Raw genomic sequence first — 26498 nt, 5'->3', positions numbered from 1 at the left:
TCCGGCTGACCGAACGAGGAGCATCCCGTGGCAGACCGAACACCCCCGCTGGGGACCGACGAGCTGCGCGTGCTCGTCGAGCGCGGTGAGATCGACACCGTGGTCCTCGCCTTCACCGACATGCAGGGCAGGCTGCAGGGCAAACGGTTCGCGGCGTCCTTCTTCCTCGACGAGGTGCTGGAGCACGGCACGGAGGGCTGCAACTACCTGCTCGCCGTCGACACGGACATGAACACCGTCGACGGGTTCGCCATGTCCTCCTGGTCCAACGGCTACGGCGACTTCGCGATGCGCCCCGACCTCACGACCCTGCGCCTGATCCCCTGGCACGAGGGGACCGCCCTCGTCATGGCCGACCTCTCCTGGGAAGACGGCTCGCCGGTCGTCGCCGCGCCCCGCCAGATCCTCCGGCGTCAGCTGGAGCGGCTCGCAGCACACGGACTGACCGCCCACGTCGGCACGGAACTCGAGTTCATCGTCTTCAAGGACACCTACGAGGAGGCGTGGGACCGCGACTACCGCGGCCTCACCCCGGCGAACCAGTACAACATCGACTACTCGGTACTCGGCACGGGCCGCATCGAACCGCTGCTGCGCCGCATCCGCAACGAGATGGCGGCCGCCGGGCTGTGCGTCGAGTCCGCGAAGGGCGAGTGCAACCCCGGCCAGCACGAGATCGTCTTCCGCTACGACGAGGCCCTCGTCACCTGCGACCAGCACGCCGTCTACAAGACGGGCTCGAAGGAGATCGCCGCCCAGGAAGGCGTCTCGCTCACCTTCATGGCCAAGTTCAACGAGCGCGAGGGCAACTCCTGCCACATCCACCTCTCGCTCCAGGACACCGGTGGACACAGCGTCATGGCGGGCGAGGGCGGCGCGATGTCGCCCGTGATGCGGCACTTCCTCGCCGGCCAGCTCGCAGCCCTGCGCGACTTCTCCCTGCTGTACGCGCCGAACATCAACTCCTACAAGCGGTTCCAGCCCGGCTCCTTCGCCCCGACCGCCGTCGCCTGGGGCCACGACAACCGCACCTGCGCCCTGCGCGTCGTCGGTCACGGCCGCTCGATGCGCTTCGAGAACCGGCTGCCCGGCGGGGACGTCAACCCGTACCTCGCGGTCGCCGGCCTCGTCGCCGCCGGGCTCCACGGCATCGAGAACGAACTGGAACTCCCCGACGCCTGCGAGGGAAACGCCTACACCGCCGGATACGACCAGGTCCCCACCACGCTCCGCGAGGCCGCCGCCCTCTGGGAGGACAGCGAGGTGGCCCGGGAGGCCTTCGGCGACGACGTCGTCGCGCACTACCGCAACATGGCGCGCGTCGAACTGGAGGCCTTCGACGCAGCGGTGACCGACTGGGAGCTCCGCCGCTCCTTCGAACGTCTGTGAGGCACCCCGTGAACCACGAACACCGCGTCCTGAATCCGGCGACCGAGGAGCTCGTCGCCACCGTCCCCGCCACCACCGTCGCCGAGGTGGACACCGCCGTCACACGGGCCGCGGCCGCCCAGCGCACCTGGGCCGCCCTGGCACCCGGCGACCGCGCCCGCCTGCTGCGCCGCTTCGCCGTCCGCGTCGACGAACACGCCGAGGAACTGGCCCTTCTGGAGGTCACCGAAGCCGGCCACACCCTGGGCAACGCGCGCTGGGAGGCCGCCAACGTCCGGGACCTGCTGGACTACGCGGCCGGGGGAGTGGAACGCCTGACGGGACGCCAGATCCCCGTGCCGGGCGGCATCGACCTCACCTTCCTCGAACCGCTGGGCGTCGTCGGAGTGATCGCCCCGTGGAACTTCCCGATGCCGATCGCGGCCTGGGGCGCCGCCCCCGCCCTCGCCGCCGGCAACGCCGTCCTCCTCAAACCGGCCGAGACCACCCCGCTCACCGCCCTCCGGCTGGCCCGGCTCGCTCTCGACGCCGGCCTCCCCGAACACCTCTTCCAGGTACTGCCCGGCGCGGGGGACGTGGCGGGCAACGCGCTCGTCGAACACCCGGGCGTGGCCAAGATCGTCTTCACCGGGTCGACCCGTGTCGGCAAGCAGATCATGGCCAGGTGCGCGGACCGGGTGAAGCGGCTGACCCTCGAACTCGGCGGCAAGAGCCCCAACATCGTCTTCGCCGACGCCGACATCGAGGCCGCCGCGGCTGCCGCGCCCATGTCCTTCCTGGACAACGCGGGCCAGGACTGCTGTGCCCGCACCCGCATCCTGGTCCAGCGGTCCGCCTACGACCGCTTCCTGGAGCTCCTCGTCCCGGCCGTCGCGTCCGTGGTCGTGGGGGACCCGTCGGACGAGAAGACGCAGATGGGCCCGCTGATCTCCCGGACCCAACTGGAGCGCGTCCGCGCGTACGTGCCCCAGGACGCGGACGGCATCCGGGGCAGCGCGCCCACCGGCCCCGGCTTCTGGTTCCCCCCGACCGTCCTCACCGGCATCTCCCCCGACGCTCCCGTGGCCACCGAGGAGGTCTTCGGCCCGGTCGCCGTCGTCCTCCGCTTCGACGACGAGGACGACGCCGTCCGGCTGGCCGACGCCACCGAACACGGCCTGGCCGGCTCCATCTGGACCCGCGACGTGGGCCGCGCCCTGCGGGTCTCCCAGGCGGTCCGGGCCGGGAACCTCTCCGTCAACTCCCACTCCGCGGTCCGCTACTGGACCCCGTTCGGCGGGTACAAACAGTCCGGGCTCGGCCGTGAACTGGGGCCCGACGCCCTCGCGGCCTTCACCGAAACCAAGAACGTCTTCATCGGCACGGAGGCCTGACCACACATGACCACCGATACGGGGAACATCTGCCGCCGCCTGACCGGCCGCACCGCCGTCATCACCGGGGCGGGCAGCGGCATCGGCCTCGCCACCGCCCGCCGGCTGGCGTCGGAAGGGGCGCACGTCGTCTGCGGCGACATCGACGAGAGCGCGGGCAAGGCCGCCGCGAAGGAGGCGGGAGGCACCTTCGTACGCGTCGACGTCACCGACCCCGACCAGGTCGAGGCGCTCTTCGCCGCGGCGGACGACACCTACGGCTCCGTCGACATCGCCTTCAACAACGCGGGCATCTCGCCGCCCGACGACGACTCGATCCTCACCACCGGTCTCGAGGCCTGGAAACGCGTCCAGGACGTCAACCTCACCTCCGTCTACCTCTGCTGCAAGGCCGCCCTCCCCTATATGAGGCGCCAGGGCCGCGGCTCGATCATCAACACCGCGTCCTTCGTGGCCCGGATGGGCGCGGCGACCTCCCAGATCTCGTACACCGCGTCCAAGGGCGGCGTCCTCGCCCTGTCCCGCGAACTCGGGGTGCAGTTCGCCCGCGAGGGGATCCGGGTCAACGCCCTGTGCCCCGGCCCGGTCAACACCCCCCTGCTCCAGGAGCTGTTCGCCACCGACCCGGAGCGTGCCGCCCGCAGGCTCGTCCACATTCCCCTCGGCCGGTTCGCCGAGGCCACGGAGATCGCGGCGGCCGTCGCCTTCCTGGCGAGCGACGACTCCTCGTTCGTCAACGCCACCGACTTCCTCGTCGACGGCGGAATCTCGGGGGCGTACGTGACCCCCCTCGACTGACGCTTCTAGGGTGGCGGCATGAGCAACGCGACTCCGCCCGGCTGGTACCCGGACGTGAACGTGCCCGGCACCGAGCGGTGGTGGGACGGCACGGCCTGGACCGGGTACACCCGCTCGACCGCCGTCACGCAGCCGGTCGGGCTCCGGCCACAGGCCGCGCCCCGGGGAGCCGGCACCACCGCCCGGACCGTGGCCATGACCGCGGCAGGCCTGCTCGTTGTCGCCGCCGCCGTCACCGGCTTCCTGGTGCTGGGTGAGGACGGGGGCGGTACGCAGCCGACGTCCTCGCCCAGCACCGGTGCGCCCCCCACCGCCACGGACAGCGCGAGCGCGCCCGGCCCGACGCCCGCCGAGGGCCCGGAGGACGACCCCGCGGTGCTGGTCGACCAGCTCAACGGGGTCACACTCCCGGTTCCCGACGGCTGGGAGAAGCCGGAGAACACCCTCGACGACGCCTCCACGATGCGTACGGTCGGCTCCTACACCTGCCCCGGCGACTCGGGCAGCTTCTGCTACCACGGCACCGTCACGGTCCGGACGGCCGGCGGCACCGACCTCACGGCCATGAAGGCGCTGGCCGAGGAGGACATCGGGACGGCGGCCGACCGCGCCTACGGCAAGGACACCTTCGGCGACCGCATCCACGGGGGCATCAGGTCCCACAAGGACCTGGCGTCCAAGTCCGTGACCGTGGCGGGACGCACCGGATATCTGGTGCGCCGCCAGGTCACCACGGGCAAGGGCCCCGGCGGCTACGTGCAGTCCCTCGTCTTCCCCTCCGCGGTGGGCAGCGAGACGCCGGTCATCGTGCGCTTCGCGTTCGACGCGGGCCGGGAGGACCTGCCGCTCTCCCTCATGGACACCATCACCCGGGGCATCCGCCCGATCGGCGACTCCACCGGCGGCGGCGTGGGCAGCACCGTCGGGCCCTGAGCGGGGTACTACAGGAACGTCCGGCCCTCACCGCGGTACGTCGGCACGGTGGCCGTGATCCGGTCGCCCTCGATCAGCCGCAGTTCGTCGAAGCGCTCGCACAGCTCGCCCGCCTTCGCGTGCCGGAACCACACCTTGTCGCCGATCAGCAGATCGTCCGCCGGGGCGCCTAGCAGCGGAGTCTGGACCTCGCCGGGGCCCTCCTGCGGGTCGTAGCGCAGGCCCTCGGGCAGATAAGGCACCGGCAGCCGGTCCGCGCCCGCCGCCCCGGACGCCGGGTAGCCGCCGCCGAGCACCGTCACCACGCCCACGCCCGGCCGCCGCACCACGGGCTGCGCGAACAGGGCCGCCGGACGGCCCCTGAACGACGTGTAGTTGTCGAACAGCCTCGGCACGTAGAGACCGGAACCCGCCGCGATCTCCGTCACCGCGGACTCGGCGGCTGTGTGCTGCACGCTGCCGGTGCCGCCGCCGTTCACGAACTCCAGGCCGGGTGCCACCGCGCGGACCGCCCGCACGACCTCCGCGCGGCGGGCCGCCAGCTCCTTGCGGGCCGCCGACTGCATCAGCCGGACCGCGCGGGAACGCAGCGGCCGGCCGGCGATCGAGTCGCCCACCCCGGCGACGTGACCCTCGTACGCCATCAGGCCCACCAGACGGAAGCCGGGCCTGCGATCCACCGAGCGGGCCAGCTCGGCCAGTTGGGCGGGGGAGCGGAGAGGGGAGCGCAGCGCGCCGATCCTGACCCGGCCGCCGAGCAGCCGCAGTGAGGTGTCCAGCTCCAGACAGACCCGGATCTCCTCGGTGCCGCCCGCCCGCGCCGCGTCGATCAGCTCCAGCTGCGCGTGATCGTCCACCATCACCGTCACGGCCGCCGCGAGCTTCGGATCGGCCGCCAGTTCGGCGTACGCGGACCGGTCGGCCGACGGATAGGCCAGCAGTACGTCGTCGAAACCGGCGCGGGCCAGCCACAGCGACTCCGCGAGCGTGAACGACATGATCCCCGCGAAGCCGGGACGCGCGAGCACCCGCTCCAGAAGGGCTCGGCAGCGTACCGACTTGCTCGCCACCCGGATGGGCTTGCCGGCCGCACGGCGCACCAGGTCGTCGGCGTTGGCGTCGAAGGCCTCGAGGTCGACGACGGCCAACGGGGCGTCGAGATGGGCGGTGGCCCGGTTGTAGCGGCTCCGGTCAGCGGTGCGGGCAGTCATGGCCCGCAGCTTGCCAGACGGCCGTACCACTGGGTAGGGGACGTTCGGTGCAGATCGTCCCGCACGCTCCGTCCCGTTCCCACGGGGCGCCGTCCACCCCGTAGAGTGACCGTCACACGATCGACCGACGGGCCCGTGCGCAACGGCGGTCCGTGGGCGGTGCGGGGACGTGGACCAGGGGGACGGATGAGTACCGAGGCGCAGCGCGCTCCAGTGCCGCCCCGCCCGACCACCCCTCCGCCCGTACCCGGCACCCCAGCCGTGCCGCCGGTCCCTCCGGAGCCCGCACCTCCTGCCCCCGGCAGCGCCCCCGCGCTCCCCGCCCCCGCGGCCCCGCGTGCCGAGCCCGTGCCGCCGGTCCCGCGCACCGGATCCGCACCGCCCGTGCCCGGCGGCGCACCCCTGCCCCCGGTGGAGACGACCGCCCGGCTCCGCCCCGTCCCGCCCGCCCACCCCGGCCCGCCGCCACCGCAACCGCCCCCCGCCACCAGGCGCAGGCCCGTCGGCGCCGTGGACCTCACCCCGCGCCCCGGCGCCACCCCGGCCCCGCCCGGCGCCTATTACGCGTACGCCGAGACGCCCGCCGAGACCACCACCCGGCTTCGCCCGGTCAAGGCCAGGAAGCCCGTCAGGACCGCGGCGGCCGCGGTCTGCGCCGTGCTGGGCCTCGGGCTCATCGGCGGCGCGGTCACCGGCAGTTGGCTCACCGGCGACTCCGCCGCCGAACCCGGCGCCGGGAGCGCGTACTCCGTGGGCCGCTCGGCCTGGCACAGCGTGCCCGTCGACACCCTCTTCCCGGCCACCCTCAAGGGAGACGGCGCGGGCCCCGGAGCCACCGACCGCGTCTGGACCAGGGTCGCCGTCGCGAGCGACAGCGGCTGCGCGGCGGGCCTGGACCCGCTGCTGCTCCGGACGCTCCGCCCCGTCGGCTGCGAACGCCTGGTGCGCGCCACCTACACCGACGCCACGCGCAGCAGCGTCACCACCGTCGGCATCGTCTTCACCGAGGGCGACACCGACGCCATGAGCGCGCTCGACACCCGGTTCACCACACAGCGCCTCGCCGACCGCTCCGACCTGATGCCCCGCACCTACCCGGTCAAGGGCACCGTCGCCGCGGGCTTCGGCGACCGGCAGCGCGCCAGCTGGACGGTCCACGTCCTGACCGAGCTGCCCGCCGTCGTGTTCGCCGTCTCCGGCTTCGCCGACGGGCGCCCGGTCACCGAGCCGCAGCCCGCCGCCGCGGCCATGGCCTCCGACGCCACGACCGCCCCGGCCCAGGCAGGGCTCGGCCACGAGGCGGAGGGCGTCGCCGACCGGGTCGAGCGCACCCTGCGCAGGACCGTCACCGACCTCACGGAGCAGCCGGAATGACCCGTACCCGCCGGCTGCGGGCGCTCGCCGCCGTGGCCACGGCCACCGCTTTCGCACTGCTGCCCGCCGTGCCCGCCCAGGCGGACGCCATCCGCGACCAGCAGTGGGGCCTGGAGGCCCTCCACACGCGGACGGCGTGGGCGACCACCAAGGGCAAGGGCATGACGGTCGCGGTCCTCGACACCGGGGTCGACGACGACCACCCCGACCTCGCCGGGCAGGTGCTTCCGGGCAAGGACCTCATCGGCTTCGGGGCCGAACGCGGCGACCGCTCCTGGGCCCTCCACGGCACCGCCATGGCCGGCATCATCGCGGGCCGCGGGAACGGCCCCGGCCGGGGGGACGGCGTGCTCGGTGTCGCCCCGGAAGTGAAGATCCTTCCCGTGCGGGTGATCCTCGAATCCGGCGACCCGTCGCGCGCCAAGGCCCGCGAGTCACGCGGAACCGCGCTCGCCGACGGCATCCGCTGGGCGGCCGACCACGGCGCCGACGTCATCAACCTCTCCCTCGGCGACGACAGCGAGTCGGCCCACCCGGAGCCCGGCGAGGACGCCGCCGTGCAGTACGCCCTCGGCAAGGGTGTCTCCGTCGTCGCCTCCGCCGGGAACAGCGGGGAGAAGGGCGACCGGATCTCCTACCCCGCCGCCTACCCCGGTGTGATCGCCGCAGCGGCCGTGGACGAGTACGGCACGCACGCGGCGTTCTCCACCCGCCGCTGGTACGCCACCGTCAGCGCGCCCGGGGTCGACATCGTCGTGGCCAACCCCGACCGGCACTACTACATCGAGTGGGGCACCTCCGCCGCGTCGGCGTTCGTCTCCGGGGCCGTCGCCCTCGTGCGCGCCGCGCACCCGGGCCTCTCGCCGGCACAGATCAAGACCCTGATCACCGACACCGCCGGCGACGCCCCCTCCGGTGGCCGCGACGACGCCAGGGGCTACGGCATGGTCGATCCCGCCGCGGCGATCAAGGCGGGGGCGAAGCTGCGCCCCGACGAGCTCAGCGCCCGGTCCGCGAAGGCCGGCTACCGCAAGGAGTACTTCGGCTCCGGGCCCGCCCCGCAGGGGGGCGACCGGGATCCCGCGGGCTGGCTGGCACCCGCGGCGGGCGGCCTCGGAGCCGTGCTCCTCGCCCTGGCCGTCGTGCTGTGGCGCGGCAGGGGAGCCGTCGGCGGAGCAGCCTCTCCCCGGCACAACCCGTTTCCCACCCGCCCCCTCCGCTGAGCAGACCGGCCTCACCCCGATCCGGTGACGCCCACCGCAGTCTTCGCGACGGACTCCACGAGAGCGATGCCCGCCTCCTTCGTGGCGTGCCCGCGTGACAGCACCGCCACCAGCACGGTGTGCCCGCCGCTCTCCACCCGCCCGATGCTGTTGACGTCCCACAGCCCGGTCGTCGTCCTGGGCATCCAGCCGTTCTTCAGCACCGCGTCGGTGCCCGCCGCGGACACCCCCCACCGCTGGTCCGCCTCGACCTGGCCCATCAGCTCCGTGATGTACGCCCGCGAGGCCGCCGACAGCTCCGAATCCGTCCCGGTCACCGCCGCCAGCAGCCGCACCTGGTCGGCGGCCGTCGTCTGGGTCAGGCCCCACGCGTGGGCCGCCTCCGTCCCGGTCAGCCCCAGCCGTCCGTTGGCCGCGTCGAGGGCCTCCTCCCCGCCGATCACCTTGAGCAGTTCGGTGGCCGAGGTGTTGTCGCTGCGCCGGATCATGGCCTCCGCGTACGCCTGTTCGGCGCCGTTCAGCTCCCGGTCCTCGTCCTGCGCCCTGAGCAGCAGCGCCGCCAGGATGTCGACCTTCACGATGCTGGCGGCGTCGTACGCCCCGTCCCCGTAGACGGCACCCGCGCCGCTCTCCGTGTCCAGCACGGCCACCGACACATCGGCGCCGTCCGCCAGGGGCGCCAGCGCCTCGGCCAGCTCCGCGTCGAGATCCACCTCGGGCTCCTCGCTCGGGCCCGTCGTGGCCGACGGGCTCGACGCGGACGATACGGCGGCCACGGCCGCGTGTGCGTCATCCGGTGAGCGAGCCACGAGATACGCGCCTCCCGCGGCGGAACCGGCGAGCAGCACGGCGGCGGCGGTCAGGAGGCCGGACAGCGCGGGCCTGCGCGTTCTGTGACGGGGCATGGCCCGGACGCTAGGCAGCCCGGCTGGCAGCAGCCTGTGCCCGACCTGTCGCCCAGGTGAGAGAGCCGACCCACTACGCTCGTCGTGTGGCGCTCAAGAACATCCCGGACCCCGGTTTCTCCGACGACGACGGCACTGCCTCGCCCGAACTGACGGCAGCCCTCGCGGCGTGGGCCGACGACAGGACGGCGGTCGGCCCGGTCCTCGCGGCGCTCCGCGGCGCCCGGCTGCTCGTGCCGGTCGTCGCCGTACTCGGCGAGGTCGAGGAGGACGAGAACGGCCTGCGCCGCGAGAAGACCAGCGACATGGCCGTGCCGACCCTGCAGGCCGGGGACCGGCGCGCCCTGCCCGCCTTCACCTCCACCGCCTCGCTGGCCCGCTGGGATCCGCAGGCGCGCCCCGTCGCCGTACCCCTGCACCAGGCGCTGCAGGCGGCCGCGCACGAGAAGGCGGACACCGTGGTGCTCGACCTTGCGGGGCCCGTCGCCTTCGAGCTGACCGGCCCGGCGCTGCTCGCTCTGGCGGAGAACCGCACCAGCACGGACCCGCTCGACGACCCGGCCGTCGTCGCCGCGGTGCGGGACGCGGTCGCCGCCGAGCCCGCGGTGCTGCGCGCCCACCTCGGTCCCGGCCGGGCCGACGGCACCCTCGCCCTCGTCCTCTCCCCGGACGCCGTGGTCGGCGACGCCGCCCGCCGGGTCGCCGACGCGCTGTCGGCCAGCGAGGTGCTCCGCGCCCGGCTGGTGCGCGGAATCGACCTGGCGCTGCTGCCGGCCGACGCCGACGCCCCGGGCGAGCCGCTGTTCAGCCGCTGACGCACGCGAGCCCGCCGCCTGGGACGGGCGACGGGCTCGAGAGGTGCGGGGGCGACTAGCCGTAGACGGGACCGGTGTACTTCTCGCCCGGGCCCTGGCCCGGCTCGTCCGGCACGAGCGAGGCCTCACGGAAGGCCAGCTGGAGCGACTTCAGGCCGTCGCGCAGCGGCGAGGCGTGGAACGTGCTGATCTCGGTGGCGCTCGCGTCGAGCAGCCCGGCCAGGGCCTGGACCAGCTTGCGGGCCTCGTCGAGATCCTTGTGCTGCTCGCCCTCCTCGGTCAGCCCGAGCTTCACGGCTGCCGCGCTCATCAGATTGACGGCGACGGTCACGATCACCTCGACCGCGGGAACCTCCGCGATGTCGCGGGCCATGTCGTCGAAGCCGGGGTTCTCGGTGCTGGGGGTGGTCGCGTCGCTCATGCCCCACACGATAAGGCCACGTCGGCGCGGCTCCTCCTGCGGGAGTCGTCCGGACAGCGGGTTAGCCGCATCCCCGGGGAGCTGCTAACCTTGTGTAACGACCGGCCGGACACCTATGTGACCGGCCCACAAGTGGAGGCTCCGATCTCCCACCTGACCGTCCTCCGGGGCGGCGGGTCACCGGTCAGGTGGCAGCCATCGTTCCGTACGGACGATGGGGCCGCCCGATTGCGCCCCGCGGTAGCACGCGGCGGTGTTCCGGTATTTCCAGGAGCCCCGCCTGTGTCCCGTCCGGGGCGTTTCTGTTTTCCCGGCTCGGTTGGTCATACATAAGACGTTACGCGGCTGTCCGCCAGGCGGTCGCGTGGTGCTACCGAGGAGGATCCATCAGCGCCGAGCCCCGCATCAACGACCGGATTCGCGTTCCCGAGGTGCGACTTGTCGGTCCCAGCGGCGAGCAGGTCGGGATTGTCCCGCTTGCCAAGGCCCTGGAGCTCGCACAGGAGTACGACCTCGACCTGGTCGAGGTGGCGGCGACAGCCCGTCCCCCCGTGTGCAAGCTCATGGACTACGGGAAGTTCAAGTACGAGTCGGCCATGAAGGCCCGTGAGGCGCGCAAGAACCAGGCGCACACGGTCATCAAGGAAATGAAGCTCCGGCCGAAGATCGACCCGCACGACTACGACACCAAGAAGGGTCACGTCGTCCGGTTCCTCAAGCAGGGGGACAAGGTCAAGATCACGATCATGTTCCGCGGTCGCGAGCAGTCCCGCCCCGAGCTGGGCTTCCGGCTGCTCCAGCGTCTCGCTTCGGACGTCGAGGACCTCGGCTTCATCGAGTCGAACCCGAAGCAGGACGGCCGGAACATGATCATGGTTCTGGGCCCGCACAAGAAGAAGACCGAAGCCATGGCCGAAGCCCGCGAGGCCCAGGCCGCCCGCAAGGCGGAGCGTCAGGGATTCGCCCCCGACGCCGAGTCCGAGGGCGATGACACCGCTGAGGCCCCGGCCGCAGCGGCCGAGGCTCCGGCCGAGACACCTTCCGAGGCGTGACCTCCGGGGGTCGCCACCCAGGCGCCCCCGGGTCCCTCGGAAACCACCCAAAGATCTGACGCCCCTGCAGTCCGGTGCCCGCACCGAGAGGGGCGCCACTGACGAGGAGATAACGGCGCGATGCCGAAGAACAAGACGCACAGCGGTGCCAGCAAGCGCTTCAAGATCACGGGCTCCGGCAAGGTGCTGCGCGAGAAGGCCGGCAAGCGCCACCTGCTCGAGCACAAGTCCTCGAAGAAGACCCGCTCGCTGACCGGCACGGTCGTCGTGGCTCCGGCCGACGCCAAGAAGGTCAAGAAGCTTCTCGGCAAGTGAGGCGCAGCCTCCGGTGAACCCGGAGGCGCGACCTCGATCCGACCGGGACCAATTCGTTTCCGGGTCCGGTGAGTCCTCCCTTCGACCACCTGACCCCGCTGCAAGGAGTTAAAAGTGGCACGCGTCAAGCGGGCGGTAAACGCCCACAAGAAGCGCCGGGCGATCCTCGAGGCCGCCAGCGGTTACCGCGGTCAGCGTTCGCGCCTGTACCGCAAGGCCAAGGAGCAGGTCACCCACTCCCTGGTCTACAACTACAACGACCGCAAGAAGCGCAAGGGCGACTTCCGTCAGCTCTGGATCCAGCGCATCAACGCGGCCGCCCGCCAGAACGGCATGACGTACAACCGCCTCATCCAGGGTCTGAAGGCCGCCAACATCGAGGTGGACCGCAAGATCCTGGCCGAGCTCGCGGTCAACGACGCCAACGCGTTCGCCGCCCTCGTCGAGGTCGCCCAGAAGGCCCTCCCGAGCGACGTCAACGCCCCGAAGGCCGCCTGACCCAGGCAGTACTTCCGTCGTTCCAGCGTTTCGAGCCGGACCCGCAGGCGCGCGCCGTCTGCGGGTCCGGTGCGTTGCAGCACGTGTCGCGTACGTAGTCAGCCGTACGCAGAGAAACGTACGCAGAGAAGCTGACTTACGCAGAGAGGCTCGCCGCCGACCATGGGCACCCCCGAACTGATCTCCGCGCGGTCACCGCGAATCGCCGCCGCACGCCGGCTGGCCAGGCGCAACTTCCGCGGCAAGGAGCGCAGGTTCATCGCCGAGGGGCCACAGGCCGTGCGGGAGGCCGCCGCGCACCGGGGTACCGACGGCGAACCCACGCTGACCGAGCTCTTCGCCACCGTCGAGGCGGCCGACCGGTACGCCGACATCATCGACGCCGCGCGCGGAGCCGGCGCCCGCGTCCACCTTGCGGACGGCGACGTGCTCGCCGACGTCTCGCAGACCGTCACCCCCCAGGGGCTGATCGGCGTCTGCCGGTTCCTGGACTCGCCCTTCGAGGACATCCTGGCGGCGAAGCCCACCCTGGTCGCCGTCCTCGCCCACGTACGCGACCCCGGTAACGCGGGCACGGTGCTGCGCTGCGCGGACGCCGCAGGCGCGGACGCGGTGGTGCTCACCGACGCCTCCGTGGACCTCTACAACCCCAAGTCCGTCCGTGCCTCCGTCGGCTCCCTCTTCCATCTGCCGGTGGCCGTCGGGGTGCCCGTGGAGCAGGCCGTGCAGGGGCTCCGGGACGCGGGTGTGCGCATCCTGGCGGCCGACGGCGCGGGCGACGACCTCGACGACGAGCTCGACGCGGGCACCATGGGCGGGCCCACCGCCTGGGTGTTCGGCAACGAGGCGTGGGGCCTCCCCGAGGAGACCCGCGCCCTCGCCGACGCAGTGGTCCGCGTCCCGATCCACGGAAAGGCCGAGAGCCTCAACCTCGCCACCGCCGCAGCCGTCTGCCTCTACGCCTCCGCGCGGGCCCAGCGCCCGCGGCGGGCCGGCTGACCCCCGGGACCCACCGGCCGATACGGGCCACACCCCGCCGGTGCCGTCCCGGAGGGTGTCGCCCGGCCGCCGGCGCCTAGTAGGGTGACGAACTCGGGGGCCCACTGCACCGGTTCGAGAGGTGGGGTACGGGAAGATGGCTGTCGGCATGAGCAGGCCGCGAGCGACACACACGGCCGCCGTGCGCGCCCTCTCCGGCGGGGCCGGCGAAAGCCAGGCCGTCGGGGACCCCGCGACGGGCATCGACCCGGACGATCTGCCGGACGGTCTCGTCGTCGCCGACGAGAACGGCGAGGTCATCTGCTTCAACGCGGCCGCGGCCCGGATCACCGCCACACCCGCGGCCGAGGTGCTCGGCCGCTCCCTCGACCAGGCACTGCCCCTCGAAGACCTCAAGGGCCGCCGCTGGTGGGCCCTGACCGACCCGTACGGCGGCCTTTCCACCCGGGTCGGCCAGCCCGAGCGGAATCTGCTGCTCCCCGGCGGCCGTGAGGTCCTGGTCTCCGCCCGGTACGTACGCGAAGCCCCGACCGGCCCGGTCCGCCGGCTCGTCGTGTCGCTGCGCGGCACGGAGGCGCGCCGGCGCACCGAGCTCAGCCACGCCGAGCTGATCGCCACCGTCGCCCATGAGCTGCGCTCCCCGCTGACCTCGGTGAAGGGCTTCACCGCGACGCTGCTGGCCAAGTGGGAGCGGTTCACCGACGACCAGAAGCGGCTGATGCTGGAGACCGTCGACGCCGATGCCAACCGGGTCACCCGGCTCATCGCCGAGCTCCTCGACATCTCCCGTATCGACTCCGGCCGGCTCGAGCTGCGCCGCCAGCCCGTCGACATCGCCGCGGCCGTCGAACGCCACATCCAGGCGCACACGGCGAACGGCCAGGCGCCCGACCGCTTCCTCGTCCACACCCGGCAGCCGCTGCCCGCTCTCTGGGCGGACCCCGACAAGGTCGACCAGGTCCTGGGCAACCTCCTGGAAAACGCGGTGCGGCACGGCGAGGGAACCGTCACTATTGAGATCGCCCCCGCGCCCGCGCCGGGCAAGGACGACGAGAGTGGAACGGCAGTCACCGTGAGCGACGAAGGCCCCGGCATCCCCGAGGAGTCGATGGGCCGCGTCTTCACCCGCTTCTGGCGGGGGAGCAAGCGCGGCGGGACCGGCCTGGGCCTGTACATCGTCAAGGGCATCGTCGAGGCGCACGGCGGGACGATCACCGTCGCCCGGGCACCCGGCGGCGGCGCCGAATTCCGATTTATCCTGCCCGTGAGCATGCCGGCCTACCTGGTCTGAGCTGCCCACGGGCTTCTTCGCCTCCCGGCGGCCCGTAGACTCGACTTTTGGCACCTTTGCGTCCTCAGTCGTCGAGCCAGGTCGCCACCAGCCAATCGGAAGCACGGGAAGAGATGTCGGCACCGAACAAGTCGTACGACCCAGTCGAGGTCGAGGCACTGAAACCGGAAGAGATCGAGCGCATGCGGGACGAGGCGTTCGCCGCCTTCGCCGCCGCGGGCGACCTCGACGCGCTCGCCCAGGCGAAGACCGCGCACACCGGTGGTACCTCGCCCCTGTCGCTCGCCAACCGCGAGATCGGCGCCCTGCCGCCGCAGGCCAAGGCCGAGGCGGGCAAGCGCGTGGGCCAGGCCCGCGGCGCCGTCTCCAAGGCGCTGGCCGCCCGCCAGGCCGAGCTGGAGGCCGAGCGTGACGCCCGGGTGCTGGTCGAGGAGGCGGTGGACGTCACCCTGCCCTACGACCGCACCCCGGCCGGTGCGCGCCACCCCCTGACGACCATCATGGAGCGCGTCGCCGACGTCTTCGTCGCCATGGGTTACGAGATCGCCGAGGGCCCCGAGGTCGAGGCGGAGTGGTTCAACTTCGACGCCCTGAACTTCGTGCCGGACCACCCGGCGCGGCAGATGCAGGACACCTTCTTCGTCCAGGGCGCCGACGGCGCCAAGGGCGACGAGTCCGGTGTCGTGCTGCGGACGCACACCTCGCCCGTCCAGGCCCGTTCGCTGCTCAGCCGTAAGCCCCCCGTCTACGTGGTCTGCCCCGGCCGGGTCTACCGCACCGACGAGCTCGACGCCACGCACACCCCGGTCTTCCACCAGATCGAGCTGCTCGCCGTCGACGAGGGCCTCACCATGGCCGACCTCAAGGGCACCCTCGACCACATGGTCCAGGCGCTCTTCGGCCCGGACATGAAGACCCGGCTGCGGCCGAACTTCTTCCCGTTCACCGAGCCGTCCGCCGAGATGGACATGGTCTGCTACGTCTGCCGCGGCGAGTCCGTCGGCAACCCGGACCGCCCCTGCCGCACCTGCGGCAGCGAGGGCTGGATCGAGCTCGGCGGCTGCGGCATGGTCAACCCCAAGGTGCTCGTCGCCTGTGGCGTCGACCCCGAGAAGTACAGCGGATTCGCCTTCGGGTTCGGCATCGAGCGGATGCTGATGTTCCGCCACAACGTAGAGGACATGCGAGACATGGTCGAGGGTGACGTCCGGTTCACCCGGCCGTTCGGGATGGAGATCTGATGCGCGTCCCGCTTTCCTGGCTGCGGGAATACGTCGACCTGCCGGCGACCGAGACCGGCCGTGACGTACAGGCCAAGCTCGTCTCCGTCGGCCTCGAGGTCGAGACCGTCGAGCAGACCGGCGCCGGCCTCACGGGCCCCCTGGTCGTCGGACAGGTCCTGACCATCGAGGAGCTGGAGGGCTTCAAGAAGCCCATCCGCTTCTGCACCGTCGACGTCGGCACCGCCAACGGCACCGGGGAGCCGCAGGAGATCGTCTGCGGCGCCCGTAACTTCTCCGTCGGCGACAAGGTCGTCGTGGTCCTCCCGGGCGCCGTGCTGCCCGGCGACTTCGCGATCGCCGCGCGCAAGACGTACGGCAAGACCTCGCACGGCATGATCTGCTCCACGGACGAGCTCGGCATGGGCGACGACGGCACGCACGGCATCATCGTGCTGCCGCCGGAGTTCGAGCCGGGCACCGACGCGATCGAGCTCCTCGAGCTCGTCGACGAGGTCCTGGACATCGCCGTCACGCCGGACCGGGGCTACTGCCTCTCCATGCGCGGTGTCGCCCGCGAGACGGCCATCGCGTACGGGCTGCCGCTGCGCGACCCGGCGCTCCTGGACGTGCCCCCGCCCAACGCGCACGGCTACCCGGTGAAGGTGTCCGACCCGTTCGGCTGCAGCAAGTTCACCGCGCGTACGGTCACCGGGCTGCGGCCCGAGGCGCGCTCCCCGATCTGGATGCAGCGCAGGCTGCAGAAGGCCGGGATGCGCAGCGTCTCGCTGGCCGTCGACATCACCAACTACGTGATGCTGGAGCTCGGCCAGCCGCTGCACGCCTACGACCGCACCCGTGTCGCGGGGACGATCGGGGTGCGCCGCGCGCAGCAGGGCGAGAAGCTCACCACGCTCGACGGTGTCAAGCGCGTCCTGGACTCCCAGGACCTGGTCATCACCGACGACCGCGGGCCGATCGGCCTCGCGGGCGTCATGGGCGGCGCCGACACGGAGATCGCGGACTCGGCCGATGAGGCCGGGACCACCGAGGTCGTCATCGAGGCGGCGCACTTCGACGCGATCGCCATCGCCCGGACCGCGCGCCGCCACAAGCTGAGCTCCGAGGCGTCCAAGCGCTTCGAGCGCGGCGTCGACCCGCAGGCCGCCGCCGCTGCCGCGCAGCGCACGGTCGACCTGCTGGTCCTCCTCGCGGGCGGCACGGCCGAGGCCGGCGTCACGGAGATCACCGCCCCGTCCGCACCCCGCACCATCGCCATGCCGGCGAACCACCCCGACCGGGTGGCCGGTGTCGAGTACGGCCGCGAGACCGTCGTACGCCGTCTCCAGCAGGTCGGCTGCGACGTCTACGGCCAGGACGAGCTGATCGTCACGGTGCCGTCGTGGCGCCCCGACCTCGCCGAGCCGAACGACCTGGCCGAAGAGGTCATCCGGCTGGAGGGGTACGAAAACCTCCCGTCGACCCTTCCGAAGCCGCCCTCCGGACGCGGGCTCACCGACCGCCAGCGGCTGCACCGCCGCGTCGGCCGTGCCCTCGCGGGCGCCGGTTACGTCGAGGCGCTGAGCTACCCGTTCATCGGCGACGCCGTCCTCGACCAGCTCGGCCTGGAGAAGGACGACGCCCGCCGCCGTACGGTCACCCTCGTCAACCCGCTCTCCGACGAGGAGCCCGCACTGCGCACGACGCTGCTGCCGGGCCTGCTCGGCGCACTGCGGCGCAACGACGGCCGCGGCAACCACGACCTGGCGCTCTTCGAGACCGGCCTGGTCTTCAGGCCGACCGGCGAGGAGACCAAGGCCGTACGGCTGCCCGTCGACCGCCGTCCCACCGACGAGGAGATCGCCGGACTGGACGCGGCGCTCCCGCGTCAGCCGCGCCGCGCCGCCGTCGTCCTCGCGGGCGCCCGCGAGCTGGCCGGCTGGTGGGGCAAGGGCCGCCCCGCCGACTGGGCGGACTCCGTCGAGGCGGCGCGCACCATCGCCCGTGAGGCGGGCGTCGAGGTGACGGTCCGCGCCGACCGGCACGCACCGTGGCACCCCGGCCGCTGCGCCGCGCTGTACGTCACGGTCGACGGCGAGGAGACCCTCTTCGGACACGCGGGCGAACTCCACCCGCGCGTCATCAAGGAGCTCCACCTGCCCGAGCGGACCTGCGCCATGGAGGTCGAGCTCGACGTCCTGGAGCAGGCGGTCGACGGTGCGCTCCAGGCGCCCCGCATCTCCACCTTCCCGGTGGCGACCCAGGACGTCGCACTCGTCGTCGCCTCGGACGTGCCCGCCGACGCTGTGGAGAAGGCCCTGCGCGAAGGCGCCGGCGCTCTGCTCGAATCGCTTCGGCTGTTCGACGTCTTCACCGGCGAGCAGATCGGTGAGGGCAACAAGTCCCTGGCGTACGCGCTGCGGTTCCGTGCCCCGGACCGCACGCTGACCGTGGAGGAGGCCTCCGCGGCCCGCGACAACGCGGTCGCCCTGGCCACCGAGCGCACCGGCGCGGTGCTGCGCGGCGCGTAGGCGTACCAGAGTTGAGAAGGGGCGTATCCGGCCACCGGATACGCCCCTTCTGTTCTCGCAGGACGGCCCGGGGACCGCACACGGGCCTCCTGTCATCGGGGCAGTGGGCTGTGCGATCCGGCGCCGTCCGCCCTGCCACGGAGTGTCGGGCAGGCCGGCAGAACGAACGGCGCGGGGGCGGGTCGTCGAACTGTTACGAGGGGGAGCCGACGACCCGGCCGCCTCTTGCGAGGAGCTCATTCAACCGAGAGGCGCCCCGGCGCGGCAGAGCGCACAGCAGGATGGTTCGGGCATTCCGTTCACACCCCGTGTGAATCGTGCTCCGCTAGGCTCATTGCGACGCGCACATGGGGGGGCGATGGAGCCCAATGTCCTGCTCGAATCCCTGATCGACGAGGCGGGTGTGTCCCGCGCCGGGCTCGCCGGTCATGTCAACCAGGCCGGCCGCGCCCGCGGGCTGTGCCTGCGCTACGAGCACACGGCGGTCGCCCGCTGGCTCAAGGGCCAGCGCCCGCGCGGGCAGGTCCCGGACCTGATCTGCGAAGTGCTGGCCGGCCGGCTGGGCCGGCCCGTCACGCTCGACGACATCGGTATGGGGATCTCCGGCGTCCACGCGGCGGCCCCGAGCGCCGGCCTGTCCGGGTTCGTCGAGCACGCGACGGCCCTGTGGCGCTCCGACGAACAGCAGCGTCCCCACCTCACCGCCGCCCCCGCCGTCACGGGCACGACAGCCGTGATGCCGGTCTGGGAGTGGGAGAACCCGCCCGAGGACACCGATGTCTCACGCCCCGGGCCGTCCCGCGTGAGCATGGCGGACATAGCGATGCTCCGCGCGGCCAGGGCGCACTACGAACAGATGTACCGAAAGGCGGGCGGCATCGCGACCAGGTCCCGCATCGTCGGCTTCCTCAACGCCGAGACCGCGCCGCTGCTGCGCGGCGGGTACAGCGACGCCATGGGCCGTCAGCTCCACCGCGCGACCGCCGGACTGGTGGCCGTCGCCGGCATCTGCGCCTACGACTCCGACGCCCATGGACTCGCCCAGCGCTACTTCCACCAGGCACTGCGCCTGGCCAAGGCCAGCGGGGACCGGGGGCTCGGCGGCTATGTGATCGCACTGCTCGTCAACCAGTCGCTGTACCTGGCCGAATTCCGCCGGTCGGTGGCCTTCGCCGAGGCCGCACTGCGCGCGGCGGGCCCGCACATCACCCCGGCGCTCGCCACCGATCTGCACGCGATGCAGGCCAAGGCCTACGCCCAGCTCGGCGACCACCGCAGCGCCCTGGAGTGCATCCGCCGCGCCGAGGGCGAGGCCGGCCGCATCCGCAGCGGGGGCGAGCCGGACGAGACGGGATATGTCCAGCCGGGCCTCGTCAACGTCCAGGTGGCGGAGGCGCTGCTGTGCCTGGGGGACCTCCCCGGCGCCCGGGAGCACGCTGCCGCCGCCGTACGCTCCCCGGCGCACGACCGGGGGACCGTGCACCGGCTCGCCATGCTGACGCATCTCGAACTGCTCCAGGGCGAGGCGGACAAGGCGGCCCGTACCGCCTCGGAAATGGCGGAACGCGCCCGGGGCATGGAATCCCAGCGGCTCCGGGACCGGCTCCGCTCCGTACGGGAACAGCTGGCCGCGAGCGGCAGCGCCGACGCCGTGGCGGCGGCCGGCCTCATCGACGGGGAGCTGCGCGTGCCCCTGTGAGCCTCGTCCCGGGAGCCTCCACACGTTCCCCTGCGGGGCGGACCCTGCTCCGATATTGCCATCGACCAGTCGGAAGGTGGCAGAACTGTGCAGTGGACGAACTTAAGCGAACAGACTGTGTACGAGAACCGCTGGTTCCGGGTCAATCTGGCGGATGTCGTACTCCCCGACGGCCGCCATCTGGACCACTACCTCATCCGCCTCCGGGCCGTCGCCGCGGCGACCGTCGTCAACGAGGCCAACGAGGTCCTGCTCCTGTGGCGGCACCGCTTCATCACCGACAGCTGGGGCTGGGAGCTGGCCGCGGGTGTGGTCGAGGACGGCGAGGACATCGCTGCCGCGGCGGCGCGGGAGATGGAGGAGGAGACCGGATGGCGCCCCGGCGAGCTGCAACCGCTGTTGACCGTGGAGCCGGCCAACGGCCTCGTCGACGCCCGGCACCACCTCTTCTGGTCCCGGGAGGCGACGTACACCGGTCATCCGGCGGACGACTTCGAGTCCTCGCGCCGCGAATGGGTCCCGCTCAAACTCGTGCCCGACATGATCGCGCGCGGTGAGATACCGGCGGCCAACATGGCGGCCGGTCTGCTGATGCTCCATCACATGCGGCTGGGCTGAACGCACACGGAGGGCCGGCCGGGATGTCCCCGGTCGGCCCTGCGCGTACGACGGTGCGGTCCGACGGGTCCTCGACCACCCCCCGAGCGACCCCTCGGCCACCCCGGCCAGGCCTCGGGTGGGAGCGATTCGGGGCGTGCGATCATTGCATAGTTGCAGGTCGGAGGTGGTTTGGTGTCATCCGTCCGACCTGGCTGGACAGCGTGCGACAGAGGTGAGGGGGGTGGACGCTGTGGGAGTCCACATACGTCGGGCCGGGGAGTACGTCAGGCCCGCCGGCCGTATCCTGCTCGGCGACTACGGCCGTACAGAAGGGGAGTACTACGCCTCCGGGGCGTACTACCACCAGGAATCGCTGAGCAGATTCCATGCCGGTCGGAAGGTCGAGGCCGAGCTCGTGCCTGAGCCCTCCAACCCGTGGGACGCGCGAGCGGTGGCCTATGACGTGGACGGGCGGAGGGTCGCCTACCTGCCCGCGACCGCCGCGAAGATGTGGCACGACGTCGTGCGGGCATGGAACGCCGCAGGCTTCGCGGTGTACGTCGGAGCGGAGGTGAACCGCTGGGAGGGCGACGGTGGGGTCCGGTTCGGCCTCACCGTACCCAAGTGGGGCTGGCAGGACCTCCTGGCCATGACCGAGGCGGCCGGCCTGAGGACGGCCTCGGAAGCCGCCCTGGAGGAGCTGACGGAGGAGCAGCGTCTCCTCATGAGGCAGGACGGCGGCTACACCCCGGACGAGTCCTCCCTGAAGGCTCTGCTGAGGAACCGCGAGCGGTACCCCATGTTCGCGTGGGGCGGCAAGCGCGACGGCGATCTCAGCGAGCGGATGCCGTTCTGGCACGGATACTTCGTCCGCGAGCAGATGCGGGCGGACGAGGAGCGAGTCCGCTTCGCCAGGTCCGTGAAGTCGGCCCTGACGCGTGAGTTCAAGAACGAGATCGCGCGGCGGAAGGAACAGGAACGCGAGCAGGAGCGTCTGCGGCGCCGAGCACAGGAGGAGCACGCGCTCCGACTGCACGGCGAGGGGCGGCGGAATCGGGACATCGCCGAGGAGCTGTCCCTGACTCCCAAGCACGTCGAGAACCTCCTCCACCGTGCCCGTAAGGCGGCGGGAATCACCCCTCCGCGCAACGAGGACCTGCAGACGGAGCGACGCCGTGCGGCGGCGGAAGCTCTTCGGCACAGGAGGTCCGGCATGGCGAGGGCGCAGATCGCGCAAGCCATGGGCCGATCGCTCGAATCGGTGAAGGACCTGTTGCAGGACGCGGTCTTCTACGACGCACCCGAGGACCATCCCGAGCGTCTGGAGCTGGCACGGCACTGCGCCGAACTGCGCGGCAGCGGCCTGGCGAAGGAGGAGGTCCTGGAGAAGCTGGGGGTTTCCAGGGCGAAGGGGCTCAAAGCCTTCCGGGACGCTTCCTTCCTCGGAACCGACGTGCGCGAGGCGCGGGACGAGTCGGTTGCGTTCGGCGTCTGACCCGTGAGAGCGAAGAAGCCCCGGCATCGGCCCGCCGTGCGCGAGGGAGGGAAGCACTGTGGGCCCTGAGCCGGACCACCGGCTCAGGGCCCACAGCTGAGAGGTCAGTCGTACGGGTAGAACCCCGAGCCCGTCTTGTGGCCGAGCCGGCCCGCGTCCACCATGCGCTGGAGCAGCGGGGGAGCGGCGTACATTTCTTCGGCTCCTTGTACTCCGCGTGCAAGGGTGTCGGTCGGCTTTCGGTCTTGTCGCCGCCCCAGAGGGTGTGGAACGTGCCGTTCTGGCCGGTGCGGTGGCAGGTGTGTGCGCCGAAGCAGTCGCGTTGGCCCTGGGTGAGGGCGGCGGGGAGGCGTTCGGCGCGCAGGGAGTCGTAGTAGGCGAGGGGGGCGGCGAAGGCGGGGGTGGGGACGCCCTGGGTGACGGCGGTGGCGATCACGGCGCGCCAGTCGTCCTGGGCGGCGGCGATCTCCTCGGCGAAGCTCTTGTCCAGTCGGACCTGAGGCCCCGTCACCTACGTGACGGCGCCCCGGTGGCACACCATCAAGTTCATCACGAAGGGCCATTGATTCCCCGAATTGCAACGCATGGCGCCTCTCACCCCGCCGAACTTGAAGGTGGGGGCTGTAGCGGGGCCCCATGCTCGATCCGGCCTCAGCTACACCGCGCCGGTGGCCGAGACCATGGACCGATAAGCCCGACCGTGACCGGTGCACGGCGTTCACACGTCCCTGCTCCGCGCTCCGCCGCTCGCCAAGGCGGGCGGGGGCGGGTGGTTCTGGCCCCTGAAGGGGGGACCCGCGCAATACGGGCAGGGCCGGCTACAGGAGCAGGTCGAAGATGGCGGTCGCGCCCTCCCAGTGATTGGTCTGGGGGTTCTTGACGCCGGGATACATGATCTTGAAGGTTTCGGCGAGTGCCAGGCTCAGCCCGCCGATGATCTCCGGGTACCGGGCCTCGGTCTCCTCGCTGGGTGCCCGGTCGAGCAGGGGGTGCGCGGCCAACTGCTCGAGGATCGGCTTGAGCTCGACCTCCTCGTCCAGCCGCCGGAACCGGTGAATGCTCTCCTGAAGCCCCTTGGTGATCGGTAGATCCCACAGTTCGACGATGTCCCGGTCGTTCGCCTTGGCCGCGGCCTGGGCGACGAGCAGGAGGTCGTAGAGCTTGCCGTCGACGAAGTCGCTGTACCGCTTCAGATCGTTCTTGTCTACGTCGAGGCCTGCGGCGGCACGGAAGAACCTTTCGAACCTGGACACGCCCATCACGGTCATGGTTTTCTCCTCCTCGCCCACGGTAATGCCCCACACCGGCGACTGTCCGCGCACCGGTGCGCAATGTACGGTTCCAGGATTCCAGATACCTCCGGGGGCACGCCTGCACATGCCAGGCCGAAGCCGTGGCGCTTATTTCACCTGGCAGTCCAAGCGATCCCCGCGGCGGCGTAGAATGGGCGCGGACAAGAGGACGCGAAGCGCTACCTCGATGTATGAGCCATGGACGCTCCGGACCGGCGGATCATCCGCTGCGGATACAGGGGCACGCAGTCAGACACCCGAGCGTTATACCCTCCCCCCGGTGAGCGTCATTCCGGGAGGATTCCCCGCTGACCCGTGGCACGACGACGCGTGGGAGGTGTGAACCTCGTGGTGGTGAAGTTGAACGCACGAGCCTTTGATCACGCGAAGAAGCTGGTCAAGGAACGGCAGGTGGTACTCGACGACCGGGACGAGTGGAGCGAACATCGTCCCTCGGCCGAGGAGGAGAACTGCTACCTGGAGCAGCACGGCTTTTCCGAATTCCGGAAGTGGTACCTCGGCGAAGATGACGAACAGAACGATGAGAACAAAGGCCGGTACAAGTTCCCCTATGGCGACTTCGAGAAAGTGCACCGCGGCGGAGTCCTCTCCGCGGAGTCACGCGCCGGGCAGTACAAGCACACCGACATAGAGGTTGCCGTGGCTCATGTGCACGGAATGCTGGAAGAACTTTCCTGAGCCAGACTCACGCTGCGCCTGCCTTCCCCGCACCGCTCCTGTGCCAATGCACCCGCCCCGCGGTCTCACGGGCACGGGCGGCAGTTCGGGAATAGCCAACCGCTCCCCGTCCTACTGTGCCTCGCCGAACCGGAAGCCGGGCATTGGGTGTCCCACAGTCCGCTTCGCGCGACGCGCCACCAGCCAGCCGGCCCGCGCCACCATTTGTAAGGCGAGCCCATTGCCCAGGGCGGACTGGGTCAGGTGGCCGACGGGTCGAGTTCGCCACCGCGGAGTGGGTCTGGTACTGCCACCGCCGACTCCGTCGGGTCGGCAGTAGAAGCGAGGCTCTTTCGGGGCCGCACACGGTCCTGACCTCGGAGAACGCGCCCCGGAGTGCCCGGCGGGGTGAGCGCCGGACCCGTCGGCGGGTGGTCAGTCGTACGGGTAGAAGCCCGAGCCCGTCTTGCGGCCGAGGCGGCCCGCGTCCACCATGCGCTGCAGCAGCGGGTGAGCGGCGTACAGGGGCTCCTTGTACTCCGCGTTCATGTTCGCGTCATGGGCTACCGGTGCTCTGCCTTGCGCCGGAGTGTGGCCGTTCCTTGCGGACGATCAGCCGCATGCCTGCTGACCGGCAGTTTCAACCGCCTCACGACCACATACCGAAGCCCCGGAACCGTGGAACCCGGCGCCCACCCGGCACGACAGCCGGGCCACCGGCATACCCGATACCCTCCCGGAAACGCAGTTCGCCCGCCAGCCGCAGCTGACGGGCGCTCACGAAAGAGCAAGGCCAGGTCGTCGGGGACGCCTCCTGACGCGAACGGGCCCGATCACCTTTTCAACGCGCGGCGGCGAACCCCCGCGGCGTCTCAGGAACGTACGACGGCGGACGGCTGGCCCTCGCCGCGGCGCTTGGTGGCGAACCTCCGCATCATCGGCTTCTCGACTAGTTCGTACAGCGCCCACGCGGCGACGACCGAGACTGCCAGGGAGCCCAGAACGAACCCGACGGAACTCAGGTTCGTCGGCCGGAAGTCGAGTCCGATGACGTGGAGGACCACCTGGATCGCGAAGAAGTGCAGGAGATGGAACGCGTCCGCTTGAATCCGGCCAGGGGGCTGATCGGGCCGCGTTGACAAGGTCCCTGAGCGCTCGTTCTAATGAGAGATGTGGCGCGTGGCACCGGCCAAAGAGAACTGGCCCGGCCGGTGACCGGGCGACCACCCGCACCTTGGGGAACACTCCATGCGTTCTCTCCTCACAGTTCTGCCTGACAGGCACCTCGGCGTGCCCGCACCGCTGCTCTAGTCGGCCGTGCTCTTTACTCCGTGTCGCAACTGCCGTTTCCGGCAGGCCCGTTTCCAGCACCTCTCTCGCTGGTACGGCCCTATGCGCACGCACCCCCTCCCCTCCTTCTTCTGTCGCCTCACCACGGAGTCCGACCTCGTATGTCCTTCAATGAGTCCGTCATCGACGAGTTCCGCGCGAACCAGGGAAAGGTCGGCGGCTATTTCGAGGGCAGTGACCTGCTGCTGCTCACCACCACCGGCGCCAAGTCAGGCGAGGAGCGGACCACCCCGCTGGGCTATGTGACCCATGACGACGAGCTCTTGGTCGTCGGCTCCAACCTGGGCGGACCCAAACACCCCGACTGGTACCACAACGTGCTCGCGAACCCGCTGGTGCAGGTGGAGATCGGCGCCAACTCCTTCGAGGCGGTCGCGGTGCCGGCCGAGGGCGCGGACCGCGACCGGCTGTTCGCGCACGTGGTGGCCTCGGAGCCGGGCTACGGCGAGTACCAGGAGAACACCAGCCGTGTCCTGCCCGTGGTGACGCTGCAGAGGAGCGACCCCGCTCCGGGCGAGGGCCCGGCGGAGGTGCGGAGCCTGGCCGACAAGGTGGTCGAGGTGCACGTGTGGCTGCGCGGGCAGTTGCGGCACGTGAGTGCCGAGGTGGACGAGTACTTCGCGAAGGCTGCCGCGCACGAAGGCGAGGGGGCGGTGCCGACGGTGGGGCTCGGGCTCCAGATTCGCCAGCACTGCCTGGCCTTCTGCCAGACGCTGGAGGTCCACCACACCGGTGAGGACGCCCACATGTTCCCGGCGCTCGCGGCACAGAACCCGCACCTGGCGGGCGTCTTCGAGCGGCTGCGGACCGAACACGTCACGGTGGCGCGGCTGCAGCAGGAGCTGAGCGCGCTGCTTTCCGACATCACGAGCGCCGACCCGGAGCGGTTCCGCAAGGAGCTGGCCCGGATGTCCTCGGAGCTGAACGCCCACCTTGACTACGAGGAGGAGTCGCTGTTGCCGCTGCTCTCCGAGATCCCCTTTCCGCCCGGGCCGCCGCCGGCCGCCTGAACGCGATGTGCCCCGGCCGGCCCCGG

At 71.5% G+C, this 26498-nt stretch carries 24 protein-coding genes and 3 pseudogenes; 19 read left to right on the top strand and 8 right to left on the bottom strand.

Features of this window, described 5'->3' with window-relative positions:
• Positions 1-27: 27 nt before the first annotated feature.
• The 4 genes from OG379_RS07985 to OG379_RS07970 are packed head-to-tail and all read left to right on the top strand — an operon-like array spanning position 28 to position 4493.
• Positions 28-1389 carry a glutamine synthetase family protein gene (locus OG379_RS07985; protein ID WP_405660722.1) on the top strand — a complete coding sequence of 454 codons (1362 nt, stop codon included), beginning with the start codon at positions 28-30 and terminating at the stop codon, positions 1387-1389.
• Between the two features lie 8 nt (positions 1390-1397).
• A complete protein-coding gene (locus tag OG379_RS07980) occupies positions 1398-2762 on the top strand; it encodes an aldehyde dehydrogenase family protein (protein ID WP_405660720.1) in 1365 nt (454 codons plus the stop codon).
• A 6-nt stretch (positions 2763-2768) separates the two neighbouring features.
• Positions 2769-3560, top strand: coding sequence for a 3-oxoacyl-ACP reductase (locus tag OG379_RS07975; protein ID WP_393758201.1), 792 nt, complete (start codon positions 2769-2771; stop codon positions 3558-3560).
• A gap of 18 nt (positions 3561-3578) precedes the next feature.
• On the top strand, positions 3579-4493 hold the full coding sequence (locus OG379_RS07970; protein ID WP_405660718.1) for a DUF2510 domain-containing protein: 915 nt from the start codon (positions 3579-3581) through the stop codon (positions 4491-4493).
• Between the two features lie 8 nt (positions 4494-4501).
• Here OG379_RS07970 and OG379_RS07965 read toward each other — a convergent pair whose 3' ends face one another.
• Complete coding sequence (locus OG379_RS07965) at positions 4502-5704, bottom strand: amino acid deaminase/aldolase (protein ID WP_405660716.1); 1203 nt, start codon at positions 5702-5704, stop codon at positions 4502-4504.
• A gap of 510 nt (positions 5705-6214) precedes the next feature.
• Between OG379_RS07965 and OG379_RS07960 the strand changes: the two genes are divergently transcribed.
• Positions 6215-7078 (top strand): hypothetical protein, encoded by an 864-nt coding sequence (locus OG379_RS07960; RefSeq protein WP_405668431.1) that lies wholly within the window; start codon positions 6215-6217, stop codon positions 7076-7078.
• Complete coding sequence (gene mycP / locus OG379_RS07955; protein WP_405660714.1) at positions 7075-8301, top strand: type VII secretion-associated serine protease mycosin; 1227 nt, start codon at positions 7075-7077, stop codon at positions 8299-8301. The genes OG379_RS07960 and mycP overlap by 4 nt, the downstream gene beginning before the upstream one ends.
• Before the next feature lie 11 nt (positions 8302-8312).
• Here mycP and OG379_RS07950 read toward each other — a convergent pair whose 3' ends face one another.
• The gene (locus tag OG379_RS07950; RefSeq protein ID WP_405660711.1) at positions 8313-9206 is read right to left on the bottom strand and encodes a serine hydrolase; all 894 of its coding nucleotides are present in this window, start codon (positions 9204-9206) and stop codon (positions 8313-8315) included.
• An 86-nt stretch (positions 9207-9292) separates the two neighbouring features.
• Here OG379_RS07950 and OG379_RS07945 point away from each other — a divergent pair, with 86 nt between their 5' ends.
• Complete coding sequence (locus OG379_RS07945) at positions 9293-10021, top strand: SseB family protein (protein ID WP_405660708.1); 729 nt, start codon at positions 9293-9295, stop codon at positions 10019-10021.
• A gap of 55 nt (positions 10022-10076) precedes the next feature.
• On the opposite strand, the gene OG379_RS07940 is transcribed toward OG379_RS07945, so the two are convergent.
• The gene (locus tag OG379_RS07940) at positions 10077-10442 is read right to left on the bottom strand and encodes a DUF1844 domain-containing protein (RefSeq protein ID WP_031097477.1); all 366 of its coding nucleotides are present in this window, start codon (positions 10440-10442) and stop codon (positions 10077-10079) included.
• Positions 10443-10771: 329 nt separating this feature from the next.
• On the opposite strand from OG379_RS07940, the gene infC reads away from it, so the two are divergent.
• The 10 genes from infC to OG379_RS07890 all read left to right on the top strand — a co-directional run bounded on the left by infC (position 10772) and on the right by OG379_RS07890 (position 22142).
• Positions 10772-11494, top strand: a complete 723-nt coding sequence (gene infC / locus OG379_RS07935) for a translation initiation factor IF-3 (protein ID WP_393758413.1) — start codon at positions 10772-10774, stop codon at positions 11492-11494.
• 120 nt (positions 11495-11614) lie between these two features.
• Positions 11615-11809, top strand: a complete 195-nt coding sequence (gene rpmI, locus OG379_RS07930; RefSeq protein WP_099176763.1) for a 50S ribosomal protein L35 — start codon at positions 11615-11617, stop codon at positions 11807-11809.
• A gap of 114 nt (positions 11810-11923) precedes the next feature.
• Positions 11924-12307 carry a 50S ribosomal protein L20 gene (gene rplT, locus OG379_RS07925; protein ID WP_003970214.1) on the top strand — a complete coding sequence of 128 codons (384 nt, stop codon included), beginning with the start codon at positions 11924-11926 and terminating at the stop codon, positions 12305-12307.
• A gap of 162 nt (positions 12308-12469) precedes the next feature.
• On the top strand, positions 12470-13306 hold the full coding sequence (locus tag OG379_RS07920; protein ID WP_104790307.1) for an RNA methyltransferase: 837 nt from the start codon (positions 12470-12472) through the stop codon (positions 13304-13306).
• A 136-nt stretch (positions 13307-13442) separates the two neighbouring features.
• Positions 13443-14597, top strand: a complete 1155-nt coding sequence (locus tag OG379_RS07915) for an ATP-binding protein (RefSeq protein ID WP_405660705.1) — start codon at positions 13443-13445, stop codon at positions 14595-14597.
• Positions 14598-14710: 113 nt separating this feature from the next.
• Positions 14711-15838, top strand: coding sequence for a phenylalanine--tRNA ligase subunit alpha (pheS, locus tag OG379_RS07910; protein WP_033304472.1), 1128 nt, complete (start codon positions 14711-14713; stop codon positions 15836-15838).
• Positions 15838-18348 (top strand): phenylalanine--tRNA ligase subunit beta, encoded by a 2511-nt coding sequence (gene pheT / locus OG379_RS07905; RefSeq protein WP_405660702.1) that lies wholly within the window; start codon positions 15838-15840, stop codon positions 18346-18348. Before pheS ends, pheT begins: the two co-directional genes overlap by 1 nt.
• A 358-nt stretch (positions 18349-18706) precedes the next feature.
• A complete protein-coding gene (locus OG379_RS07900; RefSeq protein WP_405660699.1) occupies positions 18707-20047 on the top strand; it encodes a transcriptional regulator in 1341 nt (446 codons plus the stop codon).
• A gap of 87 nt (positions 20048-20134) precedes the next feature.
• Entirely contained in the window at positions 20135-20665 is a 531-nt protein-coding gene (locus OG379_RS07895) for an NUDIX domain-containing protein (RefSeq protein ID WP_405660696.1), read from the top strand.
• Between the two features lie 223 nt (positions 20666-20888).
• Positions 20889-22142, top strand: a complete 1254-nt coding sequence (locus tag OG379_RS07890; RefSeq protein WP_405660693.1) for a hypothetical protein — start codon at positions 20889-20891, stop codon at positions 22140-22142.
• A 104-nt stretch (positions 22143-22246) separates the two neighbouring features.
• Here the strand turns inward: OG379_RS07890 and OG379_RS07885 are convergent.
• The 3 genes and pseudogenes from OG379_RS07885 to OG379_RS07875 all read right to left on the bottom strand — a co-directional run.
• Positions 22247-22362 (bottom strand): annotated as a pseudogene (locus OG379_RS07885) (3-hydroxyacyl-CoA dehydrogenase family protein); the annotation flags it as partial.
• Between the two features lie 18 nt (positions 22363-22380).
• Positions 22381-22629, bottom strand: a pseudogene (locus OG379_RS07880) (NADP-dependent phosphogluconate dehydrogenase); the annotation flags it as partial.
• A 331-nt stretch (positions 22630-22960) separates the two neighbouring features.
• Positions 22961-23410 carry a DUF1931 family protein gene (locus tag OG379_RS07875; RefSeq protein ID WP_405660690.1) on the bottom strand — a complete coding sequence of 150 codons (450 nt, stop codon included), beginning with the start codon at positions 23408-23410 and terminating at the stop codon, positions 22961-22963.
• Between the two features lie 363 nt (positions 23411-23773).
• On the opposite strand from OG379_RS07875, the gene OG379_RS07870 reads away from it, so the two are divergent.
• A complete protein-coding gene (locus OG379_RS07870; RefSeq protein ID WP_405660687.1) occupies positions 23774-24133 on the top strand; it encodes a hypothetical protein in 360 nt (119 codons plus the stop codon).
• A gap of 414 nt (positions 24134-24547) precedes the next feature.
• Here OG379_RS07870 and OG379_RS07865 read toward each other — a convergent pair.
• Positions 24548-24664, bottom strand: a pseudogene (locus OG379_RS07865) (3-hydroxyacyl-CoA dehydrogenase family protein); the annotation flags it as partial.
• A gap of 320 nt (positions 24665-24984) precedes the next feature.
• Positions 24985-25254: a hypothetical protein gene (locus OG379_RS07860; protein ID WP_405660685.1), complete on the bottom strand. Its 270-nt coding sequence runs from the start codon at positions 25252-25254 to the stop codon at positions 24985-24987.
• 309 nt (positions 25255-25563) lie between these two features.
• Here OG379_RS07860 and OG379_RS07855 point away from each other — a divergent pair, with 309 nt between their 5' ends.
• Positions 25564-26472 carry a nitroreductase/quinone reductase family protein gene (locus OG379_RS07855; protein WP_405660682.1) on the top strand — a complete coding sequence of 303 codons (909 nt, stop codon included), beginning with the start codon at positions 25564-25566 and terminating at the stop codon, positions 26470-26472.
• Positions 26473-26498 lie beyond the last annotated feature (26 nt).

Source organism: Streptomyces sp. NBC_01166, from assembly GCF_045039765.1.
In the GTDB taxonomy this organism is placed as follows: Bacteria; Actinomycetota; Actinomycetes; order Streptomycetales; family Streptomycetaceae; genus Streptomyces.
The sequence above is the reverse complement of the archived record's forward strand: the minus strand, read 5'-3'. Positions and strand labels throughout refer to the sequence as shown.

Excerpts from the sequence above, each read along its gene's own strand:
- pheS (WP_033304472.1), top strand. The coding sequence starts at position 14,711 with ATGTCGGCACCGAACAAGTCGTACGACCCAGTCGAGGTCGAGGCACTG.
- OG379_RS07970 (WP_405660718.1), top strand. The coding sequence starts at position 3,579 with ATGAGCAACGCGACTCCGCCCGGCTGGTACCCGGACGTGAACGTGCCC.
- OG379_RS07975 (WP_393758201.1), top strand. The coding sequence starts at position 2,769 with ATGACCACCGATACGGGGAACATCTGCCGCCGCCTGACCGGCCGCACC.
- OG379_RS07875 (WP_405660690.1), bottom strand. The coding sequence starts at position 23,410 with ATGACCGTGATGGGCGTGTCCAGGTTCGAAAGGTTCTTCCGTGCCGCC.
- OG379_RS07920 (WP_104790307.1), top strand. The coding sequence starts at position 12,470 with ATGGGCACCCCCGAACTGATCTCCGCGCGGTCACCGCGAATCGCCGCC.
- rpmI (WP_099176763.1), top strand. The coding sequence starts at position 11,615 with ATGCCGAAGAACAAGACGCACAGCGGTGCCAGCAAGCGCTTCAAGATC.
- OG379_RS07855 (WP_405660682.1), top strand. The coding sequence starts at position 25,564 with ATGTCCTTCAATGAGTCCGTCATCGACGAGTTCCGCGCGAACCAGGGA.
- OG379_RS07965 (WP_405660716.1), bottom strand. The coding sequence starts at position 5,704 with ATGACTGCCCGCACCGCTGACCGGAGCCGCTACAACCGGGCCACCGCC.
- OG379_RS07915 (WP_405660705.1), top strand. The coding sequence starts at position 13,443 with ATGGCTGTCGGCATGAGCAGGCCGCGAGCGACACACACGGCCGCCGTG.
- OG379_RS07900 (WP_405660699.1), top strand. The coding sequence starts at position 18,707 with ATGGAGCCCAATGTCCTGCTCGAATCCCTGATCGACGAGGCGGGTGTG.
- OG379_RS07940 (WP_031097477.1), bottom strand. The coding sequence starts at position 10,442 with ATGAGCGACGCGACCACCCCCAGCACCGAGAACCCCGGCTTCGACGAC.
- mycP (WP_405660714.1), top strand. The coding sequence starts at position 7,075 with ATGACCCGTACCCGCCGGCTGCGGGCGCTCGCCGCCGTGGCCACGGCC.
- OG379_RS07950 (WP_405660711.1), bottom strand. The coding sequence starts at position 9,206 with ATGCCCCGTCACAGAACGCGCAGGCCCGCGCTGTCCGGCCTCCTGACC.
- pheT (WP_405660702.1), top strand. The coding sequence starts at position 15,838 with ATGCGCGTCCCGCTTTCCTGGCTGCGGGAATACGTCGACCTGCCGGCG.